We start from the raw sequence: 22,431 nt of genomic DNA, 5'->3' as shown, positions 1-22,431 counted from the left end.
ACCTGATGAAAAAAACCAGACAGCACCAGTTAACCCGTTGGCTCAAAACACAGAGTACGTTGGCGCAGCGTTGGCTGCGTTTATCCATGCTGTTAGGCCTGGCAAGCGGCATCTTGATCGTCGCCCAGGCCTGGCTGTTGGCCTCACTGCTCCATGCGCTGATTATTGAACATCAGCCCCGTGGCGAACTGGTTTCGTCGTTTATCTGGTTGGCCGCCACCTTTGCCCTGCGCGCCTTCCTGAGCTGGCTGCGCGAACGGGTTGGCTTCATCTGCGGGCAGGTCATTCGCCAGCGTATGCGTGCGCAGGTGCTGGATAAGCTGCAACAGCTTGGCCCCGCCTGGATCCAGGGCAAGCCCGCCGGGAGCTGGGCCAGCATCATCGTTGAGCAGATTGAGGATATGCAGGATTACTATTCCCGCTATCTGCCGCAAATGTATTTGGCCGTGTTTATCCCAGTGCTGATCCTGATCACCGTCTTCCCGATCAACTGGGCGGCCGGGTTTATCCTGCTGGCTACCGCCCCACTGATCCCGCTGTTTATGGCACTGGTCGGTATGGGTGCGGCCGATGCCAACCGCCGTAACTTTGTCGCGCTGGCAAGGCTCAGCGGCAATTTCCTCGATCGCCTGCGCGGCCTGGATACTCTGCGTCTGTTTAATCGCGGCCAGGCGGAAACCGATCACATTGCCAAATCCTCAGAAGATTTTCGCCAGCGCACCATGGAAGTGCTGCGTCTGGCCTTCCTCTCCTCCGCCGTGCTGGAGTTCTTCGCCTCGATTTCCATCGCCGTGGTGGCGGTCTATTTTGGCTTCTCCTACCTCGGTGAACTGGACTTTGGCAGCTATGGCATGGGCGTAACGCTGTTTGCCGGTTTTCTGGTGCTGATCCTGGCACCGGAGTTTTTCCAACCGCTGCGCGATCTGGGCGCCTTTTACCATGCCAAAGCCCAGGCCGTGGGCGCTGCCGAAGCGCTGGAAACCTTCCTGGCCGCAGAGGGCGAGCAGGTTGGCAATGGCTCTCAAACGCTAAATAGCCAAGAAGCACTGACCATACGGGCGCAGCAGTTGGAAATCCTCTCACCCAATGGCGTAGTGCTTGCAGGGCCGCTTGATTTTACCCTGCCAGCCAATCAGCGTATTGCCTTGGTCGGGCTTAGCGGTGCCGGGAAAAGCTCGTTGTTGAACCTGCTGCTGGGCTTCCTGCCCTACCGGGGCTCGTTGCTGATCAACGGCATCGAACTGCGCGAGCTGGCTGCGGTTAACTGGCGCCAGCAACTGGGCTGGGTGGGGCAAAATCCCCATCTGCCAGCTCAAACTCTGCGGGACAATATTCTGCTCGGCTATCCGCAGGCCAGCGAGGCCCAATTGCAACAGGCGGTTGAACAGGCTTACGTCAGTGAATTCCTGCCGCATTTACCAAAAGGGTTGGCAACCGATCTGGGTGATGGCGCTGCCCGCCTTTCCGTTGGGCAAGCTCAGCGTGTGGCCGTGGCGCGGGCGCTGCTCAGCCCCCGCCGTTTGCTGTTACTGGATGAACCTGCGGCCAGCCTGGACGCCCACAGCGAGCGTTTGGTGATGCAGGCGCTGAATGCCGCCTCCCATCAGCAGACCACGCTGTTGGTCACGCACCAGTTGGAAGATACCGAAGATTATGACCAGATTTGGGTGATGGACAGCGGCAAAATCGTGCAGCAGGGCAACTACGCCACGCTCAGCACCCAGCCCGGTCTGTTTGCCAAACTGATTGCACACCGCAGCGGGGAGCTATAATCATGCGCGTTTTGCTGCCATTCCTGGCGTTGTATCGTCGCCACACGTTTCTGATTTTACTGGGTATCGTGCTGGCTATCGTCACCCTGCTGGCCAGTATCGGCCTGCTGGCGCTGTCCGGCTGGTTCCTGGCTGCCTCTTCGCTGGCCGGGCTGGCGGGGTTGTATACCTTCAACTACATGCTGCCGGCCGCTGGCGTACGGGGTGCGGCAATCTTCCGTACCGCCGGGCGTTATGCAGAACGGGTCGTCAGCCATGACGCCACTTTCCGCGTGTTGTCCCATCTGCGGGTATTTACCTTCCGCAAGATCCTGCCGCTGTCACCGGGTGGTATTGCACGCTTCCGTCAGGCTGAGCTGCTTAACCGCCTGGTTGCCGACGTTGATACGCTAGATCACCTCTACCTACGCGTTATCTCGCCAATGGTCAGCGCTGCGGTGGTGATTGTGGTAGTCACCTTCGGCCTCAGTTGGCTGGATGTTCCGTTAGCCCTGACGCTGGGAGGACTTTTGTTATTGCTGTTGCTGGCCGTTCCGCCGGTCTTCTATCGCGCAGGTAAGCCCATCGGGGGAGAGTTGACCCTGTTACGCAGCCAGTACCGCACCGACCTGACCGCCTGGCTCCAGGGGCAGGCCGAACTGGTGGTGTTTGGCGCGCTGGACGGTTTCCGGCATAAGCTCAACGCAACCGAACAACGCTGGCAGAGCCGTCAGTGGCAACAGGCTTCGCTAGGGGGGATTGCCCAGGCGCTGATGATCCTGGCAAGTGGCCTCACCGTCACGCTATTGATGTGGCTTGCCGCTGCGGGGATCGGTGGCGATACCCAACCCGGGGCCCTGATTGCCCTGTTTGCCTTTGCCGCCCTGGCCTCTTTTGAAGCCATGATGCCCGTCGCCGCCGCGTTCCAACATCTGGGCCAGGTGATCGCTTCGGCAACCCGGGTCAAGCAGATCATCGATCAGCAGCCGGAAGTCACCTTCCCTGCCAGCGGTCCAGCCTCACAGCCGGGCGCAGCGCTGCAACTAAGCGAGGTGTCTTTCACCTATCCCGACCAGCCGCTGCCGGTGTTGAACAACGTGACGCTGAACATCGCCGCTGGTGAGCACATCGCGCTGTTGGGCCGTACCGGCTGTGGTAAATCGACCCTGCTGCAATTGCTGACCCGCGCCTGGAATGCCGACGGCGGCCAAATGCTGCTCAACGGCCAACCATTGGCCAGCTATGATGAAGCTACGCTGCGCGCCATGACTACGGTAGTGAGCCAACGGGTGCATATCTTCAGCAGCACGCTGCGTGAAAACCTGCGTATCGCCGCACCTGCGGCCAGCGATGAGGACTTAAACCTCGCACTGCAACAAGTTGGTCTGGATAAGCTGCTGGAAAATGAGGGGCTGAATGCCTGGCTGGGTGAAGGTGGCCGCCAGCTTTCCGGCGGTGAGCAACGCCGTCTGGGCATTGCCCGTGCCCTGCTGCATCAAGCCCCGCTATTACTACTGGATGAGCCGACCGAGGGGCTGGATGCCGAAACCGAACAACAGATCCTGGCCCTGCTCCGCCAGCATTGCCGCGGCAAGACGTTAATTCTGGTGACTCACAGACTCTATGGACTGGAGCATTTCGATCGCATCTGCGTGATGGATGGCGGCAGTATCGTGGAACAAGGCAGCCACGCGGCGCTAATGCGCCAGCCTGGCCGTTACGCCCAATTCCACCAACGTATCAGTAATCTATCGCTGTAGAACCGCCTGTGGGCGACGCTAAGAGGTTTTATGCGCATTGTTAAGCTGTCATCGCAGTCTGTAGCGTTTCCCTCACCAGAGGCCGCCCTGCACGATCCTAACGGACTGCTGGCCATCGGTGGCGATTTGACGCCTGCGCGGCTGCTGGCAGCCTATGAGCGCGGGATCTTCCCCTGGTATTCGCCTGGGGAAGCCATCCTATGGTGGTCACCGGACCCTCGGGCGGTGCTGTTCCCAGCGGATTACCATGTCAGCCGCAGCTTCAAGCGATTCCTGCGCAACCCGCCGTTCCGCATTACCCTCAATCATGATTTTGCCGCCGTGATCGCCGCCTGTGCATACCGCCCCGATGAAGGCACCTGGATCGGCGAGGAGGTACAGCGTGCCTATTTACAACTGCATCACCTTGGGCACGCCCATTCCATTGAGGTGTGGCAGGGGGAAGAGCTGGTCGGCGGCCTGTACGGTGTCGCCCAGGGGGCGCTGTTCTGCGGTGAATCGATGTTTAGCCGCACCACCAACGCATCAAAGTGTGCTTTATGGGCGTTTTGCCGCCATTTTGCCGCTTATGGAGGAGAATTGGTTGACTGTCAGGTGCTTAACGCTCACACTGCCCGGCTTGGAGCGAGAGAAATTCCCCGCCGCCAATTTTTGCAGCAGTTGAGCAACCTTCAGCGCAGAGTGTTAGCGCCGGAATGCTGGACAGCGCAAGTCATACCCCCACAGCTGGTTGAACTGCCCTCCCAAACTGACTAATTTTGTGGAATCGGTGCATTGTTCACCGACACTCCTTTACATAATGTGGGTTTTTCGGCATTATCTTGCCGGTTAAAAACTAAGGTAGTTAGACCTAGAGGATTCGATGGCCAAAGAAGACAATATTGAAATGCAGGGCACCGTTCTTGATACGCTGCCGAACACCATGTTCCGTGTTGAATTGGAAAACGGGCACGTGGTTACCGCTCATATCTCCGGTAAAATGCGCAAAAACTATATCCGCATCCTGACGGGTGACAAAGTCACTGTAGAGCTGACCCCGTACGACCTGAGCAAAGGCCGCATTGTCTTCCGTAGCCGTTAATCGGCTCACCCGTCGCCAGCCACTGGCGACACCGAGGATGTGATCCCTCAAAAGAGCCCTTTCCGTTTACCCCCGCAGCAACGTTCTCCACCGAGTTGTGTTGGCGCAGGTAAACTGAGAGGGCTCACTCATTTTGTTGAGGCGAACCTGTTCGCCCCGACCTGGTTCAATTTCGTAGTCCGTGAAATTCACGTATAAAAAAAGCGATGCCAAGGCATCGCTTTTTCGTTACCTGCCTACCGCTTAGTGCACCGCACCTTCATCCGCTTTACGCTTCTGGGCGCTGAGGAAGTGGTAAGTCAGCTGTTTCTTGTCTGCGTCCAGCTCGACTTTCACCGAGCCGCCGTCCACCAGTGAGCCAAACAGCAGTTCGTTGGCCAGCGGTTTTTTCAGGCTTTCCTGCATCACACGCGCCATTGGACGAGCGCCCATCGCACGGTCATAGCCTTTCACAGACAGCCAGTCGCGCGCTTCGTCGCTCACTTCCATCGACACGCCCTTCGCATCCAGCTGCGCCTGCAGTTCGACGATAAACTTGTCGACCACCTGCTGGATCACCGCAGGAGACAGATGGTTGAACCAGATGACGTTGTCCAGACGGTTACGGAATTCTGGCGTAAACACCTTCTTGATCTCGTCCATCGCGTCGATGCTGTTGTCCTGTTCGATCAGGCCAATCGATTTGCGTTCGGTTTCACGTACCCCGGCGTTGGTGGTCATCACCAGGATCACGTTACGGAAGTCTGCTTTACGGCCGTTGTTATCGGTCAGCGTCCCGTTGTCCATCACCTGCAACAGCAGGTTGAACACATCCGGGTGCGCTTTCTCGATTTCATCCAGCAGGACCACCGCGTGCGGATGTTTGATCACCGCATCGGTCAGCAGGCCGCCCTGGTCGTAACCGACGTAGCCCGGAGGTGCGCCAATCAGACGGCTGACGGTATGACGTTCCATATATTCGGACATATCAAACCGCAACAATTCGATATCCAGCGCCTTCGCCAGCTGCACGGTAACCTCGGTTTTCCCTACCCCGGTCGGCCCGGCGAACAGGAAGGACCCCACCGGCTTGCGATCCTGGCCCAGACCGGCACGGCTCATCTTGATCGCTTCGGTCAGCGCCTCGATGGCCGGATCCTGGCCAAACACCAGCATTTTCAGGCGGTCGCTCAGGCTTCTCAGCACGTCGCGATCGCTGGCAGAGACGGTCTTTTCCGGGATACGCGCAATGCGTGCGACCACGGATTCGATATCCGCCACGTTGACCGTTTTCTTACGCTTGTTCACCGGCAGCAACCGGCTACGCGCACCAGCCTCATCGATCACGTCGATTGCCTTGTCCGGCAGGTGACGGTCGTTGATGTATTTCACCGACAGCTCTACCGCAGCACGAACCGCTTTAGCGGTGTAACGCACGTCATGGTGCGCTTCGTACTTGGTTTTCAGACCGTTGATGATCTGAATGGTCTCTTCCGGCGTCGGCTCGGTAATGTCTATTTTCTGGAAGCGACGCGCCAGCGCGCGGTCTTTTTCGAAAATATTGCTGAACTCCTGATAGGTGGTGGAACCAATCACCCGGATCTTGCCGCTCGACAGCAGCGGTTTGATCAGGTTGGCGGCATCCACTTGCCCACCGGAAGCCGCACCGGCACCGATGATGGTGTGAATTTCGTCGATAAACAGGATGCTGTTCTTATCCTGCTCCAGCTGTTTGAGCAGCGCCTTGAAGCGCTTCTCGAAATCGCCACGGTATTTGGTGCCCGCCAGCAATGAGCCAATATCCAGCGAATAGAGGGTGCAGTCTGCCATCACCTCTGGCACATCACCCTGCACGATCCGCCAGGCCAGCCCTTCGGCAATGGCGGTTTTACCTACGCCGGATTCACCCACCAGCAGCGGGTTGTTTTTACGGCGGCGGCACAGCACCTGAATGGCGCGCTCCAGTTCACGGTCACGGCCAATCAGCGGATCGATACCGCCGACGCGGGCCAGTTGGTTGAGGTTGGTGGTGAAGTTTTCCATACGGTCTTCCCCTCCAGGCTGCTCTTCGTTTACCGGGTTTTCCGCATTAGGTGCCTGGCCCGGCTCATCTTTACGTGTACCATGTGAAATGAAGTTCACCACGTCCAGACGGCTGACGTCATGTTTACGCAGCAGGTATGCCGCCTGGGACTCCTGTTCGCTGAAGATCGCCACCAACACGTTGGCACCGCTCACTTCGCTCCGGCCGGAGGACTGCACGTGGAATACCGCACGCTGCAGTACACGCTGGAAGCTGAGCGTCGGCTGAGTGTCGCGCTCCTCTTCGCTGGTGGGCAGCGTTGGTGTGGTTTGTTCGATAAAGGCTTCCAGCTCCTGGCGTAACGCAGCCAGATCCACCGTACAAGCCTCGAGCGCTTCGCGCGCGGCAGGGTTGCTGAGTAACGCCAGCAACAGGTGCTCCACGGTCATAAACTCATGTCTGTGCTCGCGCGCTCTGGCGAAAGCCATGTTGAGACTGAGTTCCAATTCTTGATTGAGCATAGGCACCTCCCCAATAGATTGCCTTTTCAGGCTTTTTCCAGCGTACAGAGCAACGGATGCTCATTCTCCCTTGCGTAACGGTTCACATGGACCACCTTGGTTTCTGCGACCTCGGCGGTGAATACACCGCAGATCGCCTTGCCTTGATAGTGGACCGTGAGCATCAGTTGCGTTGCACGTTCAATATCATAAGAAAAGAACTTTTGCAGAACGTCAATCACAAATTCCATCGGTGTGTAATCGTCGTTGTTAAGTATAACTTTATACATTGACGGCGGTTTTACCGCATCGATTTGTTTTTCTTCGGCTAAGTGTTCAATATTTAGCCAATCGTTGCTATTGCCCATTGCTGCTCATCTTCTCTGCCATGCCTCAGTATATGGGGCCATGTTCGGGTTATTCAAACGGGAGTATCAACACTATTTTACCATCTTCGCGGTTAACGTGCCGCAGCACAACGAGATTAATCACCCTTATCGCGACCACAATTTGTTACCAAACCATGTCAATAGCGTTAACTACTTCAAACTTTGGTGAACTGCCCGACGCGGTCATTGGCCGATCCCTTGACGTGTTGATCATTTGCTCTAGAGTGTAATTTTGTGAGTTGTTGGTCTTTTGACCAGTTGAAGCTCACCTGGATCAGTTATTCATCTCATTTTAAAAATAGCATTGCGAGGGATGTAGCAACATGGAGACGGGTACTGTTAAATGGTTCAATAACGCCAAAGGGTTCGGCTTTATCTGCCCAGAAGGCGGCGGTGAAGATATCTTCGCGCATTATTCAACAATTAAAATGGATGGCTACCGAACGTTGAAAGCGGGCCAACAGGTCAGGTTCGACGTACATCAAGGGCCGAAAGGGAACCACGCGAGCCTGATTATGCCGCTGGAAAGCGAGGCAATGGCCTAAACGCTCCCCTTCAGCCACTTCTGCACTGTCAACTCAAAATGCCAGCCGCCATACGGCTGGCATTTTATTTTTGCTGTTACTCGCGCGCCAAAGCGTCAATCGGATTCAAGCGGGCAGCGCTGCGTGCCGGCAGATAGCCGAACACCACGCCAATACCGGTGGAACACAAGAACGCACTTAGCAAGGCCACCGGCGGGAAGCTGATCTGCCAGCCCGGCATCACCAATTGCACCAGCAGGCCAATCGCGAACGACAGCGCGATCCCCAACGCGCCCCCCACCAGGCAGACCAGCACCGCCTCGATCAGGAACTGTTGCAGAACGTCGCCAGAGCGCGCCCCCACCGCCATGCGAATGCCGATTTCACGCGTCCTTTCCGTTACCGAGACCAGCATGATATTCATCACCCCAATCCCGCCAACCACCAGCGAAATCACCGCCACCAGGGTCAGGAACAGTTGCAGCGTGCGGGTGGTTTTCTCCGCGGTTTGCACCAGGCTGTCCATGTTGTAGGTGAAGAAGTCTTTCTTGCCGTGGCGCAGCGTCAGCAACCGCGTCAACTGCTGTTCCGCTTCCTGGCTGTTATAGCCCTCACGGATACGCACGGTGATCGAGTCAAAATAGTCATTGCCCATCAGGCGATTGGCCATCGTGCTATAGGGCACCCATACGCTCAGCGCCTTGCTGCTGCCGAACATCGACTGCTTTTCCTTGGCCACCCCCACTACCGTGGCTGGCATATTGCCGATCAGGATCACCTCACCCACCACGTTTTTTTTATGCGGGAACAGCCGCCGCTGGGTATTGGCGTCGATCACCACCACCTGCGCCTGGGATTGCACCTGTAGGGCATCGATACCTACCCCCTGGGAAAGCGTCATGCCGTACACTCGGAAAAATTGTTCACCGACGCCCGCGACGTTGGCGGCCACATCAATGTTGCCAAACCGTAGCCGCATGCTGCTGCTGATATTCGGCGAAAGCGCACTGACATAGGGTTGTTCGCGCAACGCGCTTAGATCGCCATACTTCAACGCCTGGCGGAAGCTGGGATCGTCATCACCAAAGTCTTTGCCGGGATAGATGTCCACGGTGTTGGTGCCAATGGATTTGATGTCTGCCAGGATCATCTGCTTGGCCGCGTCGCCGATCACCAGGATTGAGACCACCGAGGCAATGCCGATGATGATCCCCAACATGGTTAACGCCGTGCGCATCTTGTTGGCTGCCATAGCACGCCAAGCCATCACCAACGCCTCACGGAAACGGCCAGCTACCTGCTGCCAGGAAGGTGCTGGCGCAGCCATATCCAGCATTTTGGCCTGCGGGTTACCCTGCGCCTGTGGCCGAGAGTCGGCGATGATTTCACCGTCGCGGATTTCGATAATCCGCTCTGCCTGCTGCGCTACCGCCGGATCGTGCGTGACGATAATCACCGTGTGCCCCTGCTCGCGCAGTTGCTTGAGGATCGTCATCACCTCTTCACCGGAATGGCTGTCGAGCGCACCGGTCGGTTCATCCGCCAGGATCACCTGACCACCGTTCATCAAAGCCCGCGCAATACTGACACGCTGCTGCTGCCCCCCCGAAAGCTGGCTTGGCCGGTAGGTGATACGTTCCCCCAGCCCCAGACGTTGCAACAAGGCCGCCGCCCTTTCGCGCCGTGCTGCCTTGCCCAGCCCGGCATAAACCGCAGGCACCTCCACGTTATGCGCCGCACTCAGATGGGGTAGCAGATGATAGCGTTGGAAGATAAAGCCAAAGTGCTCGCGCCGCAGCCGGGCCAGCGCATCGCCATCAAGCGTTGCCACATCCTGCCCGGCCACACGGTAAGTTCCGGCGCTGGGCTTGTCCAGGCAGCCGAGAATGTTCATCAGCGTCGATTTACCGGAGCCAGAAGCCCCCATAATCGCCACCATCTCACCAGCGTTAATGCGCAGACTGACGTTTTTCAGCACGTCTATGGTCTGGTCGCCGGAGAGGTAACTACGCCGGATATCACTCAGTTCTAACAGTGCCGTCATCAGTTGGCCTCCGCGCCGCCGCGGCTGACAATCACTTCTTCACCGGCCTGCAACCCACTGACAATCTGCACATCCACATTGTTGCGAATGCCGATCGTAACTTCCCGCTTCTCTTCCTTACCCTGCTTCAGTACCGAAATATGGTAACGGTTATCGGCGATCTGATCCCCCAATGCCGCCAGCGGGATCACCAGCGCATCGCTGACGCCAGCCAGCTGAATATGCACCTGCGCGGTCATTTGCAGACGCAGCAAGCCCTGTGGGTTTGGCACTTCGAAACGCGCATAATAGAAAATGGCATTGTTGACCTTCTCTGGCGTGGGCTGAATGTCTTTCAGCTCGCCGTCAAAACGTTTGCTCGGATCGCCCAGCACGGTAAACCAGGCTTTCAACCCCGGCTTGAGGTGGATCACGTCCGCCTCGGAAACCTGGGCCTTCACCATCATGGTACTCATGTCTGCCAACGTCAGAATGTTGGGCGCTTGCTGCGCGGCGATCACCGTCTGACCCTGCAAGGTGGTGATCTGAACCACATCACCGTCCATCGGCGCTTCGATACGGGTATAGGCGAGATTGATCTTGGCGGTATCCAGGCTGGCCTGATTTTTGGCGATCTGCGCTCTGGTGGTTTCAACCTGCGCTTTTTTTACCGCCAGCTCAGTGGTGAATTTATCCAAATCCTGGCGCGACACCGCCTGCACCTTGGCCAGTTCGCGGTTACGCTGCAAGGTCACCGCCGCAAGTTGTTGCTCTGCCAAAGCCTGTTGCAGCTGGGCTTGCAGTTGCTGCAGCGTGGCTTCGCCTTCGCGAATGCTGTTTTGTGCCTGTTCGGGATCGATAATGCCGAGCAGTTGGCCTTTTTGCACCTTATCGCCAATCTCGACCTTCAGGCTCTCCAACTGTCCGCTGACCTGAGCCCCCACATCAACCTTACGCACCGCGTCCAGTTGGCCGGTTGCCAATACGCTTTGTTCCAGATCGCGTTTAGCGACCTTGACGGTTTTAAACTCCACCGGGGCCGGATGGCTAAAGTGCCAATAAACCACAACGGCAAGCACCACCAGAACGGCGCACACCAGCAACCCACGTTTCTTACTTTTGAATAACCACGTCAATGTTTGTTCCTACCTGTTTCCTGTCATTCTCAGGCTGCCAACCATGGCAACCCAAGTAAATTAGCATGTTGCGTTTCCGATAACTAAACCAAGGCTCAACGTATTTCGAGCAAGGCAATTTTGCCCTACCGTATTGAGCTTCTGTTTAGTGAAGCCTTGATGAAATAGTCATTTAGACACAAACCAGGATTTCATCATGTCTCAGCTCAGCTATCCACTCATATCGGCCAAACCGGCCAGCCAACTGATGACGGCACTGATCAACGGCGAGAAAGTGCCCAGCAATGCCTGGAAAAAAACGTCATTCCGCCTTAAGTTTCTTGGCCGTTCGCTGCTCTGCTGGCCCACGACTCGCAGCCTGCTCAATACGCTGGCTGCCAACCCGCTGCTGGATGAGATTTTAAGCGCACAGCCCAATCTGCCCTGCAAACTGCATCGCCCCTATCTGGCGAACAACATGAGCCGCATCGACCGTCTTTTTGCCCTGCGCGATCACTACGATCTGCTCACCCAACGCATGCCGCTGAAGGTGCACCTCGGCCAATTGGGTCGCCACCCCTTTACCTTAAGCCGTGCACAGGACAAAAATGGCGAGCAGATCTGCCTGCAACTGGCCTCTCTGGACCACTTGAATAAAGAGGGTGAAACGACCCTGCTGTTGCGCAATAGCCAAGGGATCATGCTGGCTGAAATGACCTTCACCTTGATGAATTACCAGCAACAACCCACGTTATTTATCGGCGGTATGCAAGGCGCCAATTCCACGGTGCCACACGCTGAGATCCAGAATACGACCAAAGCCTGCCACGGCCTGTTTCCAAAACGCCTGGTGTTGGAAGGCATTTGCCACCTGGCCCAACAGTTGGGTATCCGGCAGTTGATCGCGGTAGGCAACACCACCCATATTTACCAGAACTGGCGCTACCACCACAAAAAGAAAAGCCAGCTGCATGCCGATTACGATCAGTTCTGGCTTTCCATGGGCGGCAAGCAACTCGATAACGGCTATTTCCTGTTACCCGAGCGCATTGGCCGCAAGCCGATGGAAACCATCGCCAGCAAAAAACGCGCGGAATATCGCCGCCGTTACCAGTTACTGGATGAGCTCCAACAGGGGATTAGCAAACACTTTTCTTAATCCGCCCGGCCCCGCGCCAGCCATATCACGCGGGAGAACATTTTCTTCAACAACGGTGGCACCGAGTCGGTGCCCCACGCCCCGGCCTGCATGGCCACCTCAATCGCCAGATCGGGTTTTGAAGTGTGATGCACCGCTTTGATGATCACCTTACGCACCGGCATCTGTACCTTTAGCGGTACCGAAGCCACCCGGTGATAAACCGAGCTGAATCCCTCCCGATACATGAAATGCTCCATATCCGGCGCAGGCAGCGCGGTCAAACGATCGCGCTCGTTATCCTCGTGGTTATCCAGCATGCTGCGCACGGCATTGGCATATTTCTTCCCGGCTTCATCGCCATCCACCAGGGCGTGCCATTGAATACCCATGCGCCGGGCAAACTTCAGCAAGGGTTTCAGCCCGCATTGGGCAAACTCAATGACCCGCACACCTTCAGACTCGAAACGATAACCACACTGGCGCGCCAGTTCGTTAAGCAGCCAGACCTCGGTTTCCCCTTCCACCAGCAGCCAGCAGCGGGCAAACAGCGAGGCGGGCCGGTTAAAGCGGATGTGGAACGCAATGCGCCGCCCGTCCTCCGCACTTAGCCCCTTTGGCCCGAGGCGATAGGTGGCAACCCGGGCCGATTCGCGCACCAGGCGGCAAATATGCTCCACCGGCACCAGCGACACCAGCTCGCTGGAGTTGGTGGTGGTAATACGCTGCAACGGCATCTGGTTGAGCAACCCCCAGGCTACCGACAGCATGATGGGATGCAGACGCGTTTCCGGGTCTTCTACCAGCAATAATGGCCGGGCATGGGGATCGAGTTTTACGTTTCCCTTGGCCTGCAGCAACGTAGAGAACATCCCCAGCAGGATCAGCCGCATGCTGCGGCTGTTAGGTTCGGCAATCATGCGGTTGATGCTGTCTAGCGATCGCCACGCCTGTTGTTCCGGTTGGCGACGATGGCGAGGCCCGGCAATCTGCGAACCTTGCTCGGCAAAATAGTGTTCAAGCAGTTGCTGCATCGCCGCCAGCCCCTGCCGTAGTTCGGCATTAGTCAGTTTTTGCGGGTTGCGCACCAGTTCGCGCGTCAGTTGATCCAACTGCTGTGCCAGGGCTTCGTTATCGGCAGGGAGACGATCGCTGAGTGAGCTGGGCCGCAGGCGGCGAATAAAGCGCGCATCACGCAGCCGCAGCACCGGATGAATACGGATCAGGGCGTGCACCAGTTGATCGATATGGTGCAGGTGCAAGGCGTTGCCCTCGGCATCAAGAAAACGCCGCCAGGTGCATACCGTGCCATCATCGTCTAATTCCCCCACGCAGCAGTAGTGAATGCGGCTCAGGTTATCTTCCCCCTTCGACCAAAGCGGCGAAAGATGGCGATAGCGCGGCAGATGCGCATGGCCGGTATCCTTTTCACAAAAGGTGAAGATAATCTGCAAATGACGATCTTTGGCCGCCTCGTCGCCAGGTGGGAAGTAAAAATCTTTGGCTTCAAAGCGGTACAGCGTCTGTTCGGGGGCCAGCAAAAAGGTCATGGCGTCCAGCAGGCTGGACTTGCCCCAGGCATTTTCCCCAAGTAGCACGGTATTATCATCCAGCGTCAGTGAAAGCCGGTTGATACCGCGAAATCCTACAATCTCAATACGCTCCAGGTACATCTGCTGACTCCTTTATTCGCCTGATACCTTGAGGATGAGCAATAAAGCCATTACAGGTCAAGCAGACATTGCCACCGCGTGCTGCAAACCGCGTAAATCCGCCACTTTACTCCGCCGCCCATTTTGGTTAGCGTGTTAGGTTTGCCGTATTCCCTCCAGATTAAAGGACGCTTGTTTCACATGTATTCAGGACTGCTGATTATATTGATACCGCTAATTGTCGGTTATCTTGTCCCCTTGCGTAGCGTCACCCTGATCCGGGCCATTAACCGGCTGCTGAGCTGGATGGTGTATGTGATCCTGTTCATTATGGGGATCAGCCTGGCATTCCTGGAAAACCTCAGCAGTAACCTGCTGCTGATCTTTCAGTACACCCTGGTGTTTTTTCTGTGCATTTTCTGCGCCAATCTCCTTTGGTTATCGTTGTTTGAACGCCGCCGCCCCTGGCACAGTACTCACAAGCAAGAAACATTACCTTCACGCCTGCATATGGCGTTGGAATCCCTGAAGCTCTGTGGGGTGGTGGTGGGTGGCTTTGCCTTGGGACTCACCCAGTGGCACTGGCTGCAATTTGCTGGCCAAGGCAGTGAATATGCCCTGCTGTTTCTGTTGCTTCTGGTGGGCGCACAGTTACGCAACAGTGGGATGACGCTACGCCAGATTGCCCTCAATCGCCGTGGCATGATGGTCGCCGTGGTGGTGGCGCTCAGTTCGCTGGCGGGTGGTGCAGTGGCCGCACTGCTGCTGGGGTTGCCGCTGAAAGCCGGTTTGGCGATGGCTTCGGGTTTTGGCTGGTACTCCCTTTCCGGCATCCTGATCACCGACGCCTATGGCCCAGTGATGGGCAGCGCCGCCTTCTTCAACGATCTGGCTCGTGAGCTGGTGGCAATAATGCTGCTCCCTACGCTGGTGCGCCGTAGTCGTTCCTCTGCATTGGGTTTATGTGGTGCCACTTCGATGGATTTCACCCTGCCGGTTCTGCAACGCAGCGGCGGGATAGAAATGGTGCCTCCCGCCATCGTGCACGGATTCTTGCTGAGCCTGTTGGCTCCGGTGTTAATCGCCCTGTTCTCCTGACGCCCACGGGCGCGGCTCGCCGCGCCTGCTGATCAAAGCGTAATAATTCCCATCCGCACGCCAACTTGTTCTAAATCAAACTTTGTTAAAGTTGTATCACAAAAGCCTTTTTAAGGTTGCGTCATCGATCTATGCTTCAAAACAAGCATTATAAATGCAACTTTAAAAAAGGAAGCGATTATGTTCTGTGTGCAATGTGAACAAACCATCCGGACACCGGCAGGTAACGGCTGCTCCTACGCCCAAGGGATGTGCGGCAAAACGGCAGAAACCTCCGACCTGCAGGATCTGCTGATAGCGGCGCTGCAAGGGCTCTCTGCCTGGGCCTTGCAGGCGCGTGCGTTGGGTATTATCGATCATGATGTCGACAGTTTCTCCCCACGCGCCTTCTTCTCTACGCTGACCAACGTTAACTTCGATTCCGAACGCATTATCGGCTATGCACGTGACACCATTGCCCTGCGTGACTCGCTGGCAGTTCGCTGCCGCTTGCTTGACGCCAGCGTGCAGGTCGATCATCCGCTGGCCCAGCTGCAACTGGCCGGCAACGATATGCCTGCGCTGTTGCAACAGGCCGCACAGTTTGCCCTCAATAAAGATAAAGCCGAGGTAGGCGACGATATCCACGGCCTGCGGATGCTGTGCCTGTACGGCCTGAAAGGGGCCGCCGCCTATATGGAACATGCCCATGTGCTGGGCCAGTTCGACAACCAGATCTATGCCGATTACCACGCCTTCATGGCCTGGCTGGGTACCCAACCGAGCGATCTGGACACTCTGTTGAACAACTCGATGGCCATCGGCAAAATGAACTTCAGCGTGATGGCTATTCTGGATCGCGGCGAAACCGGTGCCTTCGGCGATCCGCAGCCGACCACGGTCAACGTGCGTCCAGTGGCAGGCAAGGCGATCCTGATCTCCGGCCACGATCTGAAAGATCTGCGCTTGCTGCTGGAACAGACCGCAGGCACCGGCGTCAACGTTTATACCCACGGCGAAATGTTACCGGCCCATGGCTATCCAGAGCTGAAAAAATTCCCACACCTGGTGGGTAACTACGGCAGTGGCTGGCAAAATCAGCAGACCGAATTTGCCAAATTCCCGGGTTCGATCGTCATGACCTCCAACTGCATCATCGATCCGAACGTCGGCAACTATGGCGATCGTATCTGGACGCGCAGCATCGTTGGCTGGCCTGGTGTCAACCATCTGGAAGGGGATGATTTCAGCACCGTGATCGCTCAGGCGCAGCAGTTGGCTGGCTTCCCTTATAGCGAAATCGAACAACTGATCACCGTCGGTTTTGGCCGCCAGGTACTACTCAGCGCCGCCGATACCGTGGTTGATCTGGTAGTACAGAAAAAACTGCGCCACGTATTTCTGGTGGGTGGCTGTGACGGCAGCCGTGATGAACGCAGTTACTTCACCGATTTTGCCCGCAGCGTGCCGCAAGATTGCCTGATCATGACGCTGGGGTGCGGTAAATACCGCTTCAACAAGCTGGACTTCGGCACGCTGGAAGGGCTACCGCGCCTGCTGGACGTTGGCCAATGTAACGATGCCTACTCCGCCGTAATGCTGGCAGTGAAACTCGCCGAGAAAGTCGGTGGCACGGTCAACGACCTGCCGCTCAGCCTGGTGCTGTCGTGGTTCGAGCAGAAAGCGATCGTCATTCTGCTGACGCTGCTGTCGCTAGGGGTGAAAAATATCGTCACCGGCCCAAGCGCCCCGGCCTTCCTGACCGACAATCTGTTGGCGGTGCTGAATGAAAAATTCGGCCTGCGTTCGGTCACCACCGTAGAGAAAGATATGCAAACCCTTCTCGGCTAAGGCCGTTGTTCCGGGGCTGCCCATCGCGGCGGCCCCGTTTGTTTTGAGGTGCCCCATGAGCCAACCCAGCCCACTTTGCCCCAACCCGATGCAGGTGCACTCCCTGCAACAGGAAACCGCCGACGTCTGGACGCTGAACCTGATCAATAACGACTTTTACCCTTATCAACCCGGCCAGTTTGCGTTGGTCAGCATTCGCAACAGTGAAGACACGCTGCGCGCTTACACCCTCTCCTCTTCGCCCGGCCTGAGTCCTTTTATCAGCATCAGCGTACGTTGTCTGTCGGATGGCCTCGGCTCACGCTGGCTGACGCAAGAGGTCAAACCGGGCCAAACGCTCTGGTTATCAGACGCCCAGGGAGAATTCAGCTGCGTGCAACACCCCAGCGATCGCTACCTGATGCTGGCTGCCGGCTGTGGCGTCACGCCGATCATGTCGATGTGCCGCTGGCTGGTGGTGAACAAGCCGCAATGCGATATCCGGGTGATCTTTAACGTCCGCACCCCGGCCGATGTGATTTTTGCCGAACAATGGCAACGGCTATGTGCCGCCCATCCGCAATTGCAACTGACATTGATGGCAGAGCAGGATGCGCAACCCGGCTTCCTGTCTGGCCGCATCAATGAACAGGTGCTGCAACAGGCCGCGCCGGACATCAGCTCACGCATCGTGATGACTTGCGGCCCTGCCCCTTACATGCAACAGGTTGAGCAGCTTTGTCTGGCGCTCGGTGTCCCCGCTGCCAACTTCCATCAGGAACAGTTCCACACCTCGGCAAAGCTGGATGATGGGAAAAACGAACAATTAACATTGCGCATCGGTCAGCCGCTGCGTGAATTCCGCATACCGGTCGGCAGCACCTTGCTCGCCGCTTTAGAAGCCCATAAATTACCGGTCAATGCCGCCTGCCGGGCTGGCGTTTGCGGCTCGTGCAAAACCCGTATTATCGACGGCCAATACACCACCACCAGCACCATGACGTTAACCCCGGCGGAAATCGAGCAGGGTTACGTGCTAGCCTGTAGCTGCCAGCTACAAAGTGACGTCACCCTCGCCTGAAGCTTTGCCCCATCTTCCCGATGGGGCACATATCGGTAAGCGTATTCCCTGATGCCCTTCTACACTTTCTGTTTGCCTTTAACCGGGCGAGTACCCCTCATTTTGGATAATGACTGGAGGAACTATGAAGCAAACAGTAGCCACGCTGATCGCCAAAACGTTGGAACAGGCCGGGGTAAAACGGATCTGGGGCGTCACCGGCGATTCGCTCAACGGCCTGAGTGACAGCCTGCACCGGATGGGAACCATCGCCTGGATGGGCACCCGCCACGAAGAAGTCGCCGCCTTTGCCGCCGGTGCCGAAGCGCAGCTCACCGGCCAACTGGCGGTCTGCGCAGGCTCCTGCGGCCCGGGCAACCTGCACCTGATCAACGGCCTGTTCGATTGCCACCGCAATCACGTTCCGGTGCTGGCTATCGCCGCCCATATTCCTTCCAGCGAGATCGGCAGCGGCTACTTCCAGGAGACTCACCCGCAAGAGCTGTTCCGCGAATGCAGCCACTACTGCGAGCTGGTGTCCAATCCAGAGCAACTGCCGCGAGTGCTTGAGATCGCCATGCGCAAAGCGATCCTCAACCGGGGAGTCTCAGTGATTGTGCTGCCGGGGGATGTCGCTCTGCAAATGGCCCCAGAAGATGCCAGCCTGGTGTGGCATACGCCTGCGCACCCACTGATGCAGCCACCAATGAGCGAACTGCAGAAACTGGCAGTAACGCTGAACAGCGCCAAAAATATCACCCTGATGTGCGGCAGCGGCTGCGCCGGATCGCATGACGAAGTCGTCAAACTGGCCGAACTGCTACAGGCCCCGATTGTGCACGCCCTACGCGGTAAAGAGCACATCGAATGGGATAACCCTTACAGCGTTGGCATGACCGGGCTGATCGGTTTTTCTTCCGGCTACCACGCCATGATGAACGCGGATACCTTGGTGCTGCTAGGCACTCAGTTCCCTTATCGGGCGTTTTATCCTGGCAATGCCAATATCATTCAGATCGATATCAACCCCGGCAGCATCGGCGCCCATTGCCCGGTCAATATGGCTCTGATGGGCGATATCAAAACGACGCTCAGTGCCTTGTTGCCGCTGCTGCAAGCCAAGAGCGACCGCAAGTTCCTGGATAAAGCGCTGGAGCATTACCGGGAAGCGCGTAAAGATCTTGACGGGTTGGCAACCGCCAACGATGACCAGCCGATCCACCCACAATATCTGGCACAGCAAATCAGCAACTCCGCCACGGATGACGCCATCTTCACCTGCGATGTCGGCACGCCGACGGTGTGGGCTGCACGGTATTTGAAAATGAACGGCAAACGCCGCCTGCTCGGTTCGTTCAATCATGGCTCAATGGCCAACGCCATGCCGCAGGCGATTGGTGCCCAGGCCACCGAACCGGATAAGCAAGTGATCGCCATGTGCGGTGACGGTGGCTTCACCATGCTGATGGGGGATTTTCTATCGCTGGCGCAGTTGAAGCTGCCGGTCAAGGTGGTGGTATTCAATAACAGCGTGCTGGGCTTTGTAGCAATGGAGATGAAGGCCGGTGGCTACCTTACCGACGGCACCGATCTGCACAACCCGGATTTTGCCGCTATCGCCAATGCGGCAGGCATCAAAGGCATTCGGGTAGAAAAGGCCTCCGAGCTGGACGCGGCATTGCAGGAAATGCTGGCCCATCCTGGCCCGGCCTTGCTCGACGTGGTCACGGCCAAACAAGAGCTGGCGATGCCGCCGCAGATTAAATTCGAACAGGCTAAAGGGTTCAGCCTGTATATGCTGCGCGCCATCATCAATGGCCGGGGTGATGAAGTTGTCGAACTGGCTAAAACCAACTGGCTGCGTTAATCGCTTCTGGGGGCAATGAAGTTGGTTGTCCCCTGCATTTTCCGCTTTTGCCCCGCGCTAATCCGGTTATGATGAAAGCCTCTTCCTCATTGGCTACCAAGGACCCGTATGCTTATCGATTTACGCAGTGACACCGTTACCCAACCTAGCGCAGAGATGCGCACCGCCATGGCGCAGGCTGACGTCGGCGACGACGTGTATGGCGACGATCCCACCGTCAACGCCCTCCAGGCTGAAGCGGTCAGACTCTCTGGCAAAGAGGCGGCATTATTCCTGCCTACCGGCACCCAGGCCAACCTGGTAGCCCTGCTGAGCCACTGCCAGCGTGGTGAGGAATATATCGTTGGCCAGCAAGCGCATAACTACAAATATGAAGCCGGTGGTGCCGCCGTGCTGGGCAGCATTCAGCCCCAGCCGATCGAAGCCAATCCTGATGGCACGCTGCCGTTAGATAAAGTCGCCGCCGCCATCAAACCCGATGATATTCACTTCGCCAAGACTCGTCTGCTAAGCCTGGAAAACACCATCAGCGGCCGCGTGCTGCCGCTGGAATATCTGCAACAGGCCTGGCAGTTCACCCGTGAACACAAGCTGGCTCTGCACATTGACGGCGCGCGCATTTTCAACGCGGCGGTGGCACTTAACGTGCCGCTGAAAACCCTTGCCCAGTATTGCGACACCTTCACCATTTGTCTGTCGAAAGGCCTAGGTGCACCGGTCGGCTCCCTGCTATGCGGTAGCAAAGAGTTTATTCAACGTGGCAACCGCTGGCGTAAGATGACCGGTGGCGGAATGCGCCAGGCCGGTATTCTGGCGGCGGCCGGGCTCTATGCGCTGGAGCACAACGTCGAGCGGCTGAAAGAAGATCATGACAACGCCAAATGGCTCGAAGAACAGCTACGTGACATTGGCGTGGATATTGCCGAACCGGGCGCACAAACCAACGTGCTGTACCTGCGCCAATCCCCGGAGCTGGCGGCCAAGCTCGGCCCCTGGATGCGCGAACGTGGTGTGTTAATCAGCGTCGGGCCGTTAACCCGTATCCTGACGCATCTGAACGTTAGCCGCCAGGATCTGCAAAAAGTCGTCGATCTATGGCGGGAGTTCTTGCAGCAGCACGCTTGATTTTTTTGCAGTAACACCGGGAGGCCCTGCTTCCCAGTTCTCGCCAAACCCGTTATCTCAGCCTAGTTTCAAAACCTGAAGGGATATCATCAATGAGTCATAAATTGCGCCAGACGTTATTAGCTCTCACCCTCGCTAGCAGTGGAATGATGTTTACCTTGCCAGCCAGCGCCACCCCGGCACCGGCCCAACAGCAAACGCAGGCTCCCGGCTATTACCGCATGATGTTGGGTAACCTGGAGGTGACAGCGCTGTATGACGGTTATACCCACCTTGCAACCAAGCTGTTCCATGGTGTCAGCGAGCCGGATATGCAAAAGCTGTTCGCCCGCATGTTTACCGACAGCAAGTCAGGCATACAGACTGCGGTTAACGCTTTTCTGGTGAATACTGGTACGCATCTGGTTTTGGTAGATACCGGTACCTCGCAGTGTTTTGGACCAACCTTGGGGGCTATCAAAAACAACCTGCGCGCGGCAGGTTATCAGCCAGAGCAGGTTGATATGATATTGCTGACGCATCTGCACCCCGATCACGCCTGCGGCATCACCGATCAGGGCAAAGCCGCCTTCCCTAACGCTACTGTCTATGCCTCCAAGGCCGATGGCGATTATTGGCTGAGTAAAGAGATAGCGTCCAAAGCCCCGAAAGATGCGCAGCCGATGTTCAAAATGGCCCAGGACGCCGTGGCCCCTTATGCCGAACAGGGCAAGCTGAAATTGTACAGCCCTGGGGAGCAGTTACTTCCTGGATTGGAAGTGATAGCGACACCGGGCCATACGCCTGGGCATACCTCTTACCTGTTCAGCTCCGGCGGCCAGAAACTGCTGTTGTGGGGGGATATCGTCCACAGTCACTCTTTGCAGTTTGCCAAACCTGAAGTCGCGGTGGACTTTGACACGGACTCCAAACAGGCGATCGCTACCCGGCAGAAGGTGTTTGCCGATGCGGCTGAAAACAAGCTGTGGGTTGGCGGAGCACACTTACCTTTCCCTGGCCTGGGCCACGTACGCGTCGAAGGTAAAGGCTATGCGTGGGTGCCGGTTGAATATGCACCGGTGGTCGTTGGCGAGAAGAAACCTTAACGTAGATTGATGACAACGGGCGGCGCATGCGGCGCCCGTTTAATTACGCATAGTGCGGTAAGTCAAACCACCATCCGGCCGTAGAGCCAATAACCCACAGCCAGTATCAGCATCAGGTTCAGCACTACGCTGAGGATAAAATAGGTTTTGAACGGCTGTTTCTGCGTTTTATGACGGAACAGTCGTTGCCCGATAATGGCCCCTATCCAACCGCCCAGCACGCCAAACAGCAGCAGGGTGATTTCCGGCACCCGTTGCCAACTTTTGCAGGCGGCCAGCTTATCGGCTCCGTAGATCAGCAGGGTCAGCAAGTTTACCAGCAGCAACCACGTCCACAGCGGAGCGGGAAAACACAGGCTGCCAGCCAGAGCAATTAGCAGCAGCAAATAACACAGGGAATTGATTTTCATCGGGCATGGGCTCGTTGCTTGATCGCCGCGTAGTGTGAACCG

Annotated in this window: 18 protein-coding genes; 12 read left to right on the top strand and 6 right to left on the bottom strand. The window is 56.9% G+C overall.

Annotated elements, in window-relative coordinates; genetic code table 11:
* Nucleotides 1–5: 5 nt before the first annotated feature.
* The 4 genes from cydD (at nucleotide 6) to infA (ending at nucleotide 4,592) form a co-directional block, all read left to right on the top strand.
* Complete coding sequence (gene cydD, locus AC6HVW_RS09405) at nucleotides 6–1,772, top strand: heme ABC transporter permease/ATP-binding protein CydD (RefSeq protein WP_071680753.1); 1,767 nt, start codon at nucleotides 6–8, stop codon at nucleotides 1,770–1,772.
* Between the two features lie 2 nt (nucleotides 1,773–1,774).
* Nucleotides 1,775–3,511: a heme ABC transporter ATP-binding protein/permease CydC gene (gene cydC, locus AC6HVW_RS09400; protein WP_497569362.1), complete on the top strand. Its 1,737-nt coding sequence runs from the start codon at nucleotides 1,775–1,777 to the stop codon at nucleotides 3,509–3,511.
* A 30-nt stretch (nucleotides 3,512–3,541) separates the two neighbouring features.
* Nucleotides 3,542–4,267, top strand: a complete 726-nt coding sequence (aat, locus tag AC6HVW_RS09395; protein ID WP_071680755.1) for a leucyl/phenylalanyl-tRNA--protein transferase — start codon at nucleotides 3,542–3,544, stop codon at nucleotides 4,265–4,267.
* A 106-nt stretch (nucleotides 4,268–4,373) separates the two neighbouring features.
* Nucleotides 4,374–4,592 (top strand): translation initiation factor IF-1, encoded by a 219-nt coding sequence (gene infA, locus AC6HVW_RS09390; protein WP_002211347.1) that lies wholly within the window; start codon nucleotides 4,374–4,376, stop codon nucleotides 4,590–4,592.
* A gap of 243 nt (nucleotides 4,593–4,835) precedes the next feature.
* Here the strand turns inward: infA and clpA are convergent, their stop codons facing one another.
* Both clpA and clpS read right to left on the bottom strand, forming a co-directional pair.
* Nucleotides 4,836–7,115, bottom strand: coding sequence for an ATP-dependent Clp protease ATP-binding subunit ClpA (clpA, locus tag AC6HVW_RS09385; RefSeq protein WP_024529873.1), 2,280 nt, complete (start codon nucleotides 7,113–7,115; stop codon nucleotides 4,836–4,838).
* A 26-nt stretch (nucleotides 7,116–7,141) separates the two neighbouring features.
* Nucleotides 7,142–7,462, bottom strand: a complete 321-nt coding sequence (clpS, locus tag AC6HVW_RS09380; protein ID WP_021804950.1) for an ATP-dependent Clp protease adapter ClpS — start codon at nucleotides 7,460–7,462, stop codon at nucleotides 7,142–7,144.
* A 344-nt stretch (nucleotides 7,463–7,806) separates the two neighbouring features.
* On the opposite strand from clpS, the gene cspD reads away from it, so the two are divergent.
* The gene (gene cspD / locus AC6HVW_RS09375) at nucleotides 7,807–8,028 is read left to right on the top strand and encodes a cold shock-like protein CspD (RefSeq protein ID WP_021804952.1); all 222 of its coding nucleotides are present in this window, start codon (nucleotides 7,807–7,809) and stop codon (nucleotides 8,026–8,028) included.
* Between the two features lie 76 nt (nucleotides 8,029–8,104).
* Here cspD and macB read toward each other — a convergent pair whose 3' ends face one another.
* The gene (gene macB, locus AC6HVW_RS09370; RefSeq protein WP_071680756.1) at nucleotides 8,105–10,051 is read right to left on the bottom strand and encodes a macrolide ABC transporter ATP-binding protein/permease MacB; all 1,947 of its coding nucleotides are present in this window, start codon (nucleotides 10,049–10,051) and stop codon (nucleotides 8,105–8,107) included.
* A complete protein-coding gene (gene macA, locus AC6HVW_RS09365; RefSeq protein ID WP_497569361.1) occupies nucleotides 10,051–11,166 on the bottom strand; it encodes a macrolide transporter subunit MacA in 1,116 nt (371 codons plus the stop codon). Before macA ends, macB begins: the two co-directional genes overlap by 1 nt.
* Before the next feature lie 196 nt (nucleotides 11,167–11,362).
* Between macA and AC6HVW_RS09360 the strand changes: the two genes are divergently transcribed.
* Entirely contained in the window at nucleotides 11,363–12,304 is a 942-nt protein-coding gene (locus AC6HVW_RS09360; protein ID WP_186486170.1) for a VirK/YbjX family protein, read from the top strand.
* Here AC6HVW_RS09360 and AC6HVW_RS09355 read toward each other — a convergent pair.
* Entirely contained in the window at nucleotides 12,301–13,956 is a 1,656-nt protein-coding gene (locus tag AC6HVW_RS09355) for an ATP-dependent endonuclease (RefSeq protein ID WP_071680759.1), read from the bottom strand. The two genes, AC6HVW_RS09360 and AC6HVW_RS09355, sit on opposite strands and share 4 nt — an antisense overlap.
* 180 nt (nucleotides 13,957–14,136) lie before the next feature.
* Here AC6HVW_RS09355 and AC6HVW_RS09350 point away from each other — a divergent pair, with 180 nt between their 5' ends.
* From AC6HVW_RS09350 to AC6HVW_RS09325, 6 genes are all read left to right on the top strand, one after another.
* Entirely contained in the window at nucleotides 14,137–15,033 is an 897-nt protein-coding gene (locus tag AC6HVW_RS09350; protein ID WP_071680760.1) for a LysO family transporter, read from the top strand.
* A gap of 180 nt (nucleotides 15,034–15,213) precedes the next feature.
* Nucleotides 15,214–16,863: a hydroxylamine reductase gene (gene hcp, locus AC6HVW_RS09345; RefSeq protein ID WP_071680761.1), complete on the top strand. Its 1,650-nt coding sequence runs from the start codon at nucleotides 15,214–15,216 to the stop codon at nucleotides 16,861–16,863.
* Between the two features lie 55 nt (nucleotides 16,864–16,918).
* Nucleotides 16,919–17,923: an NADH oxidoreductase gene (hcr, locus tag AC6HVW_RS09340; RefSeq protein WP_071680762.1), complete on the top strand. Its 1,005-nt coding sequence runs from the start codon at nucleotides 16,919–16,921 to the stop codon at nucleotides 17,921–17,923.
* A 124-nt stretch (nucleotides 17,924–18,047) separates the two neighbouring features.
* The gene (gene poxB / locus AC6HVW_RS09335) at nucleotides 18,048–19,769 is read left to right on the top strand and encodes a ubiquinone-dependent pyruvate dehydrogenase (RefSeq protein WP_186486169.1); all 1,722 of its coding nucleotides are present in this window, start codon (nucleotides 18,048–18,050) and stop codon (nucleotides 19,767–19,769) included.
* 108 nt (nucleotides 19,770–19,877) lie between these two features.
* Nucleotides 19,878–20,894, top strand: a complete 1,017-nt coding sequence (gene ltaE / locus AC6HVW_RS09330; protein ID WP_186486168.1) for a low-specificity L-threonine aldolase — start codon at nucleotides 19,878–19,880, stop codon at nucleotides 20,892–20,894.
* 92 nt (nucleotides 20,895–20,986) lie between these two features.
* Entirely contained in the window at nucleotides 20,987–21,979 is a 993-nt protein-coding gene (locus tag AC6HVW_RS09325) for an MBL fold metallo-hydrolase (RefSeq protein WP_175415613.1), read from the top strand.
* Between the two features lie 62 nt (nucleotides 21,980–22,041).
* Here the strand turns inward: AC6HVW_RS09325 and AC6HVW_RS09320 are convergent, their stop codons facing one another.
* Nucleotides 22,042–22,389 carry a DUF1294 domain-containing protein gene (locus AC6HVW_RS09320; protein ID WP_071680766.1) on the bottom strand — a complete coding sequence of 116 codons (348 nt, stop codon included), beginning with the start codon at nucleotides 22,387–22,389 and terminating at the stop codon, nucleotides 22,042–22,044.
* Nucleotides 22,390–22,431: the final 42 nt, after the last annotated feature.

This window comes from Serratia sp. NCCP-200 (assembly GCF_059697885.1).
The sequence above is the reverse complement of the archived record's forward strand: the minus strand, read 5'-3'. Positions and strand labels throughout refer to the sequence as shown.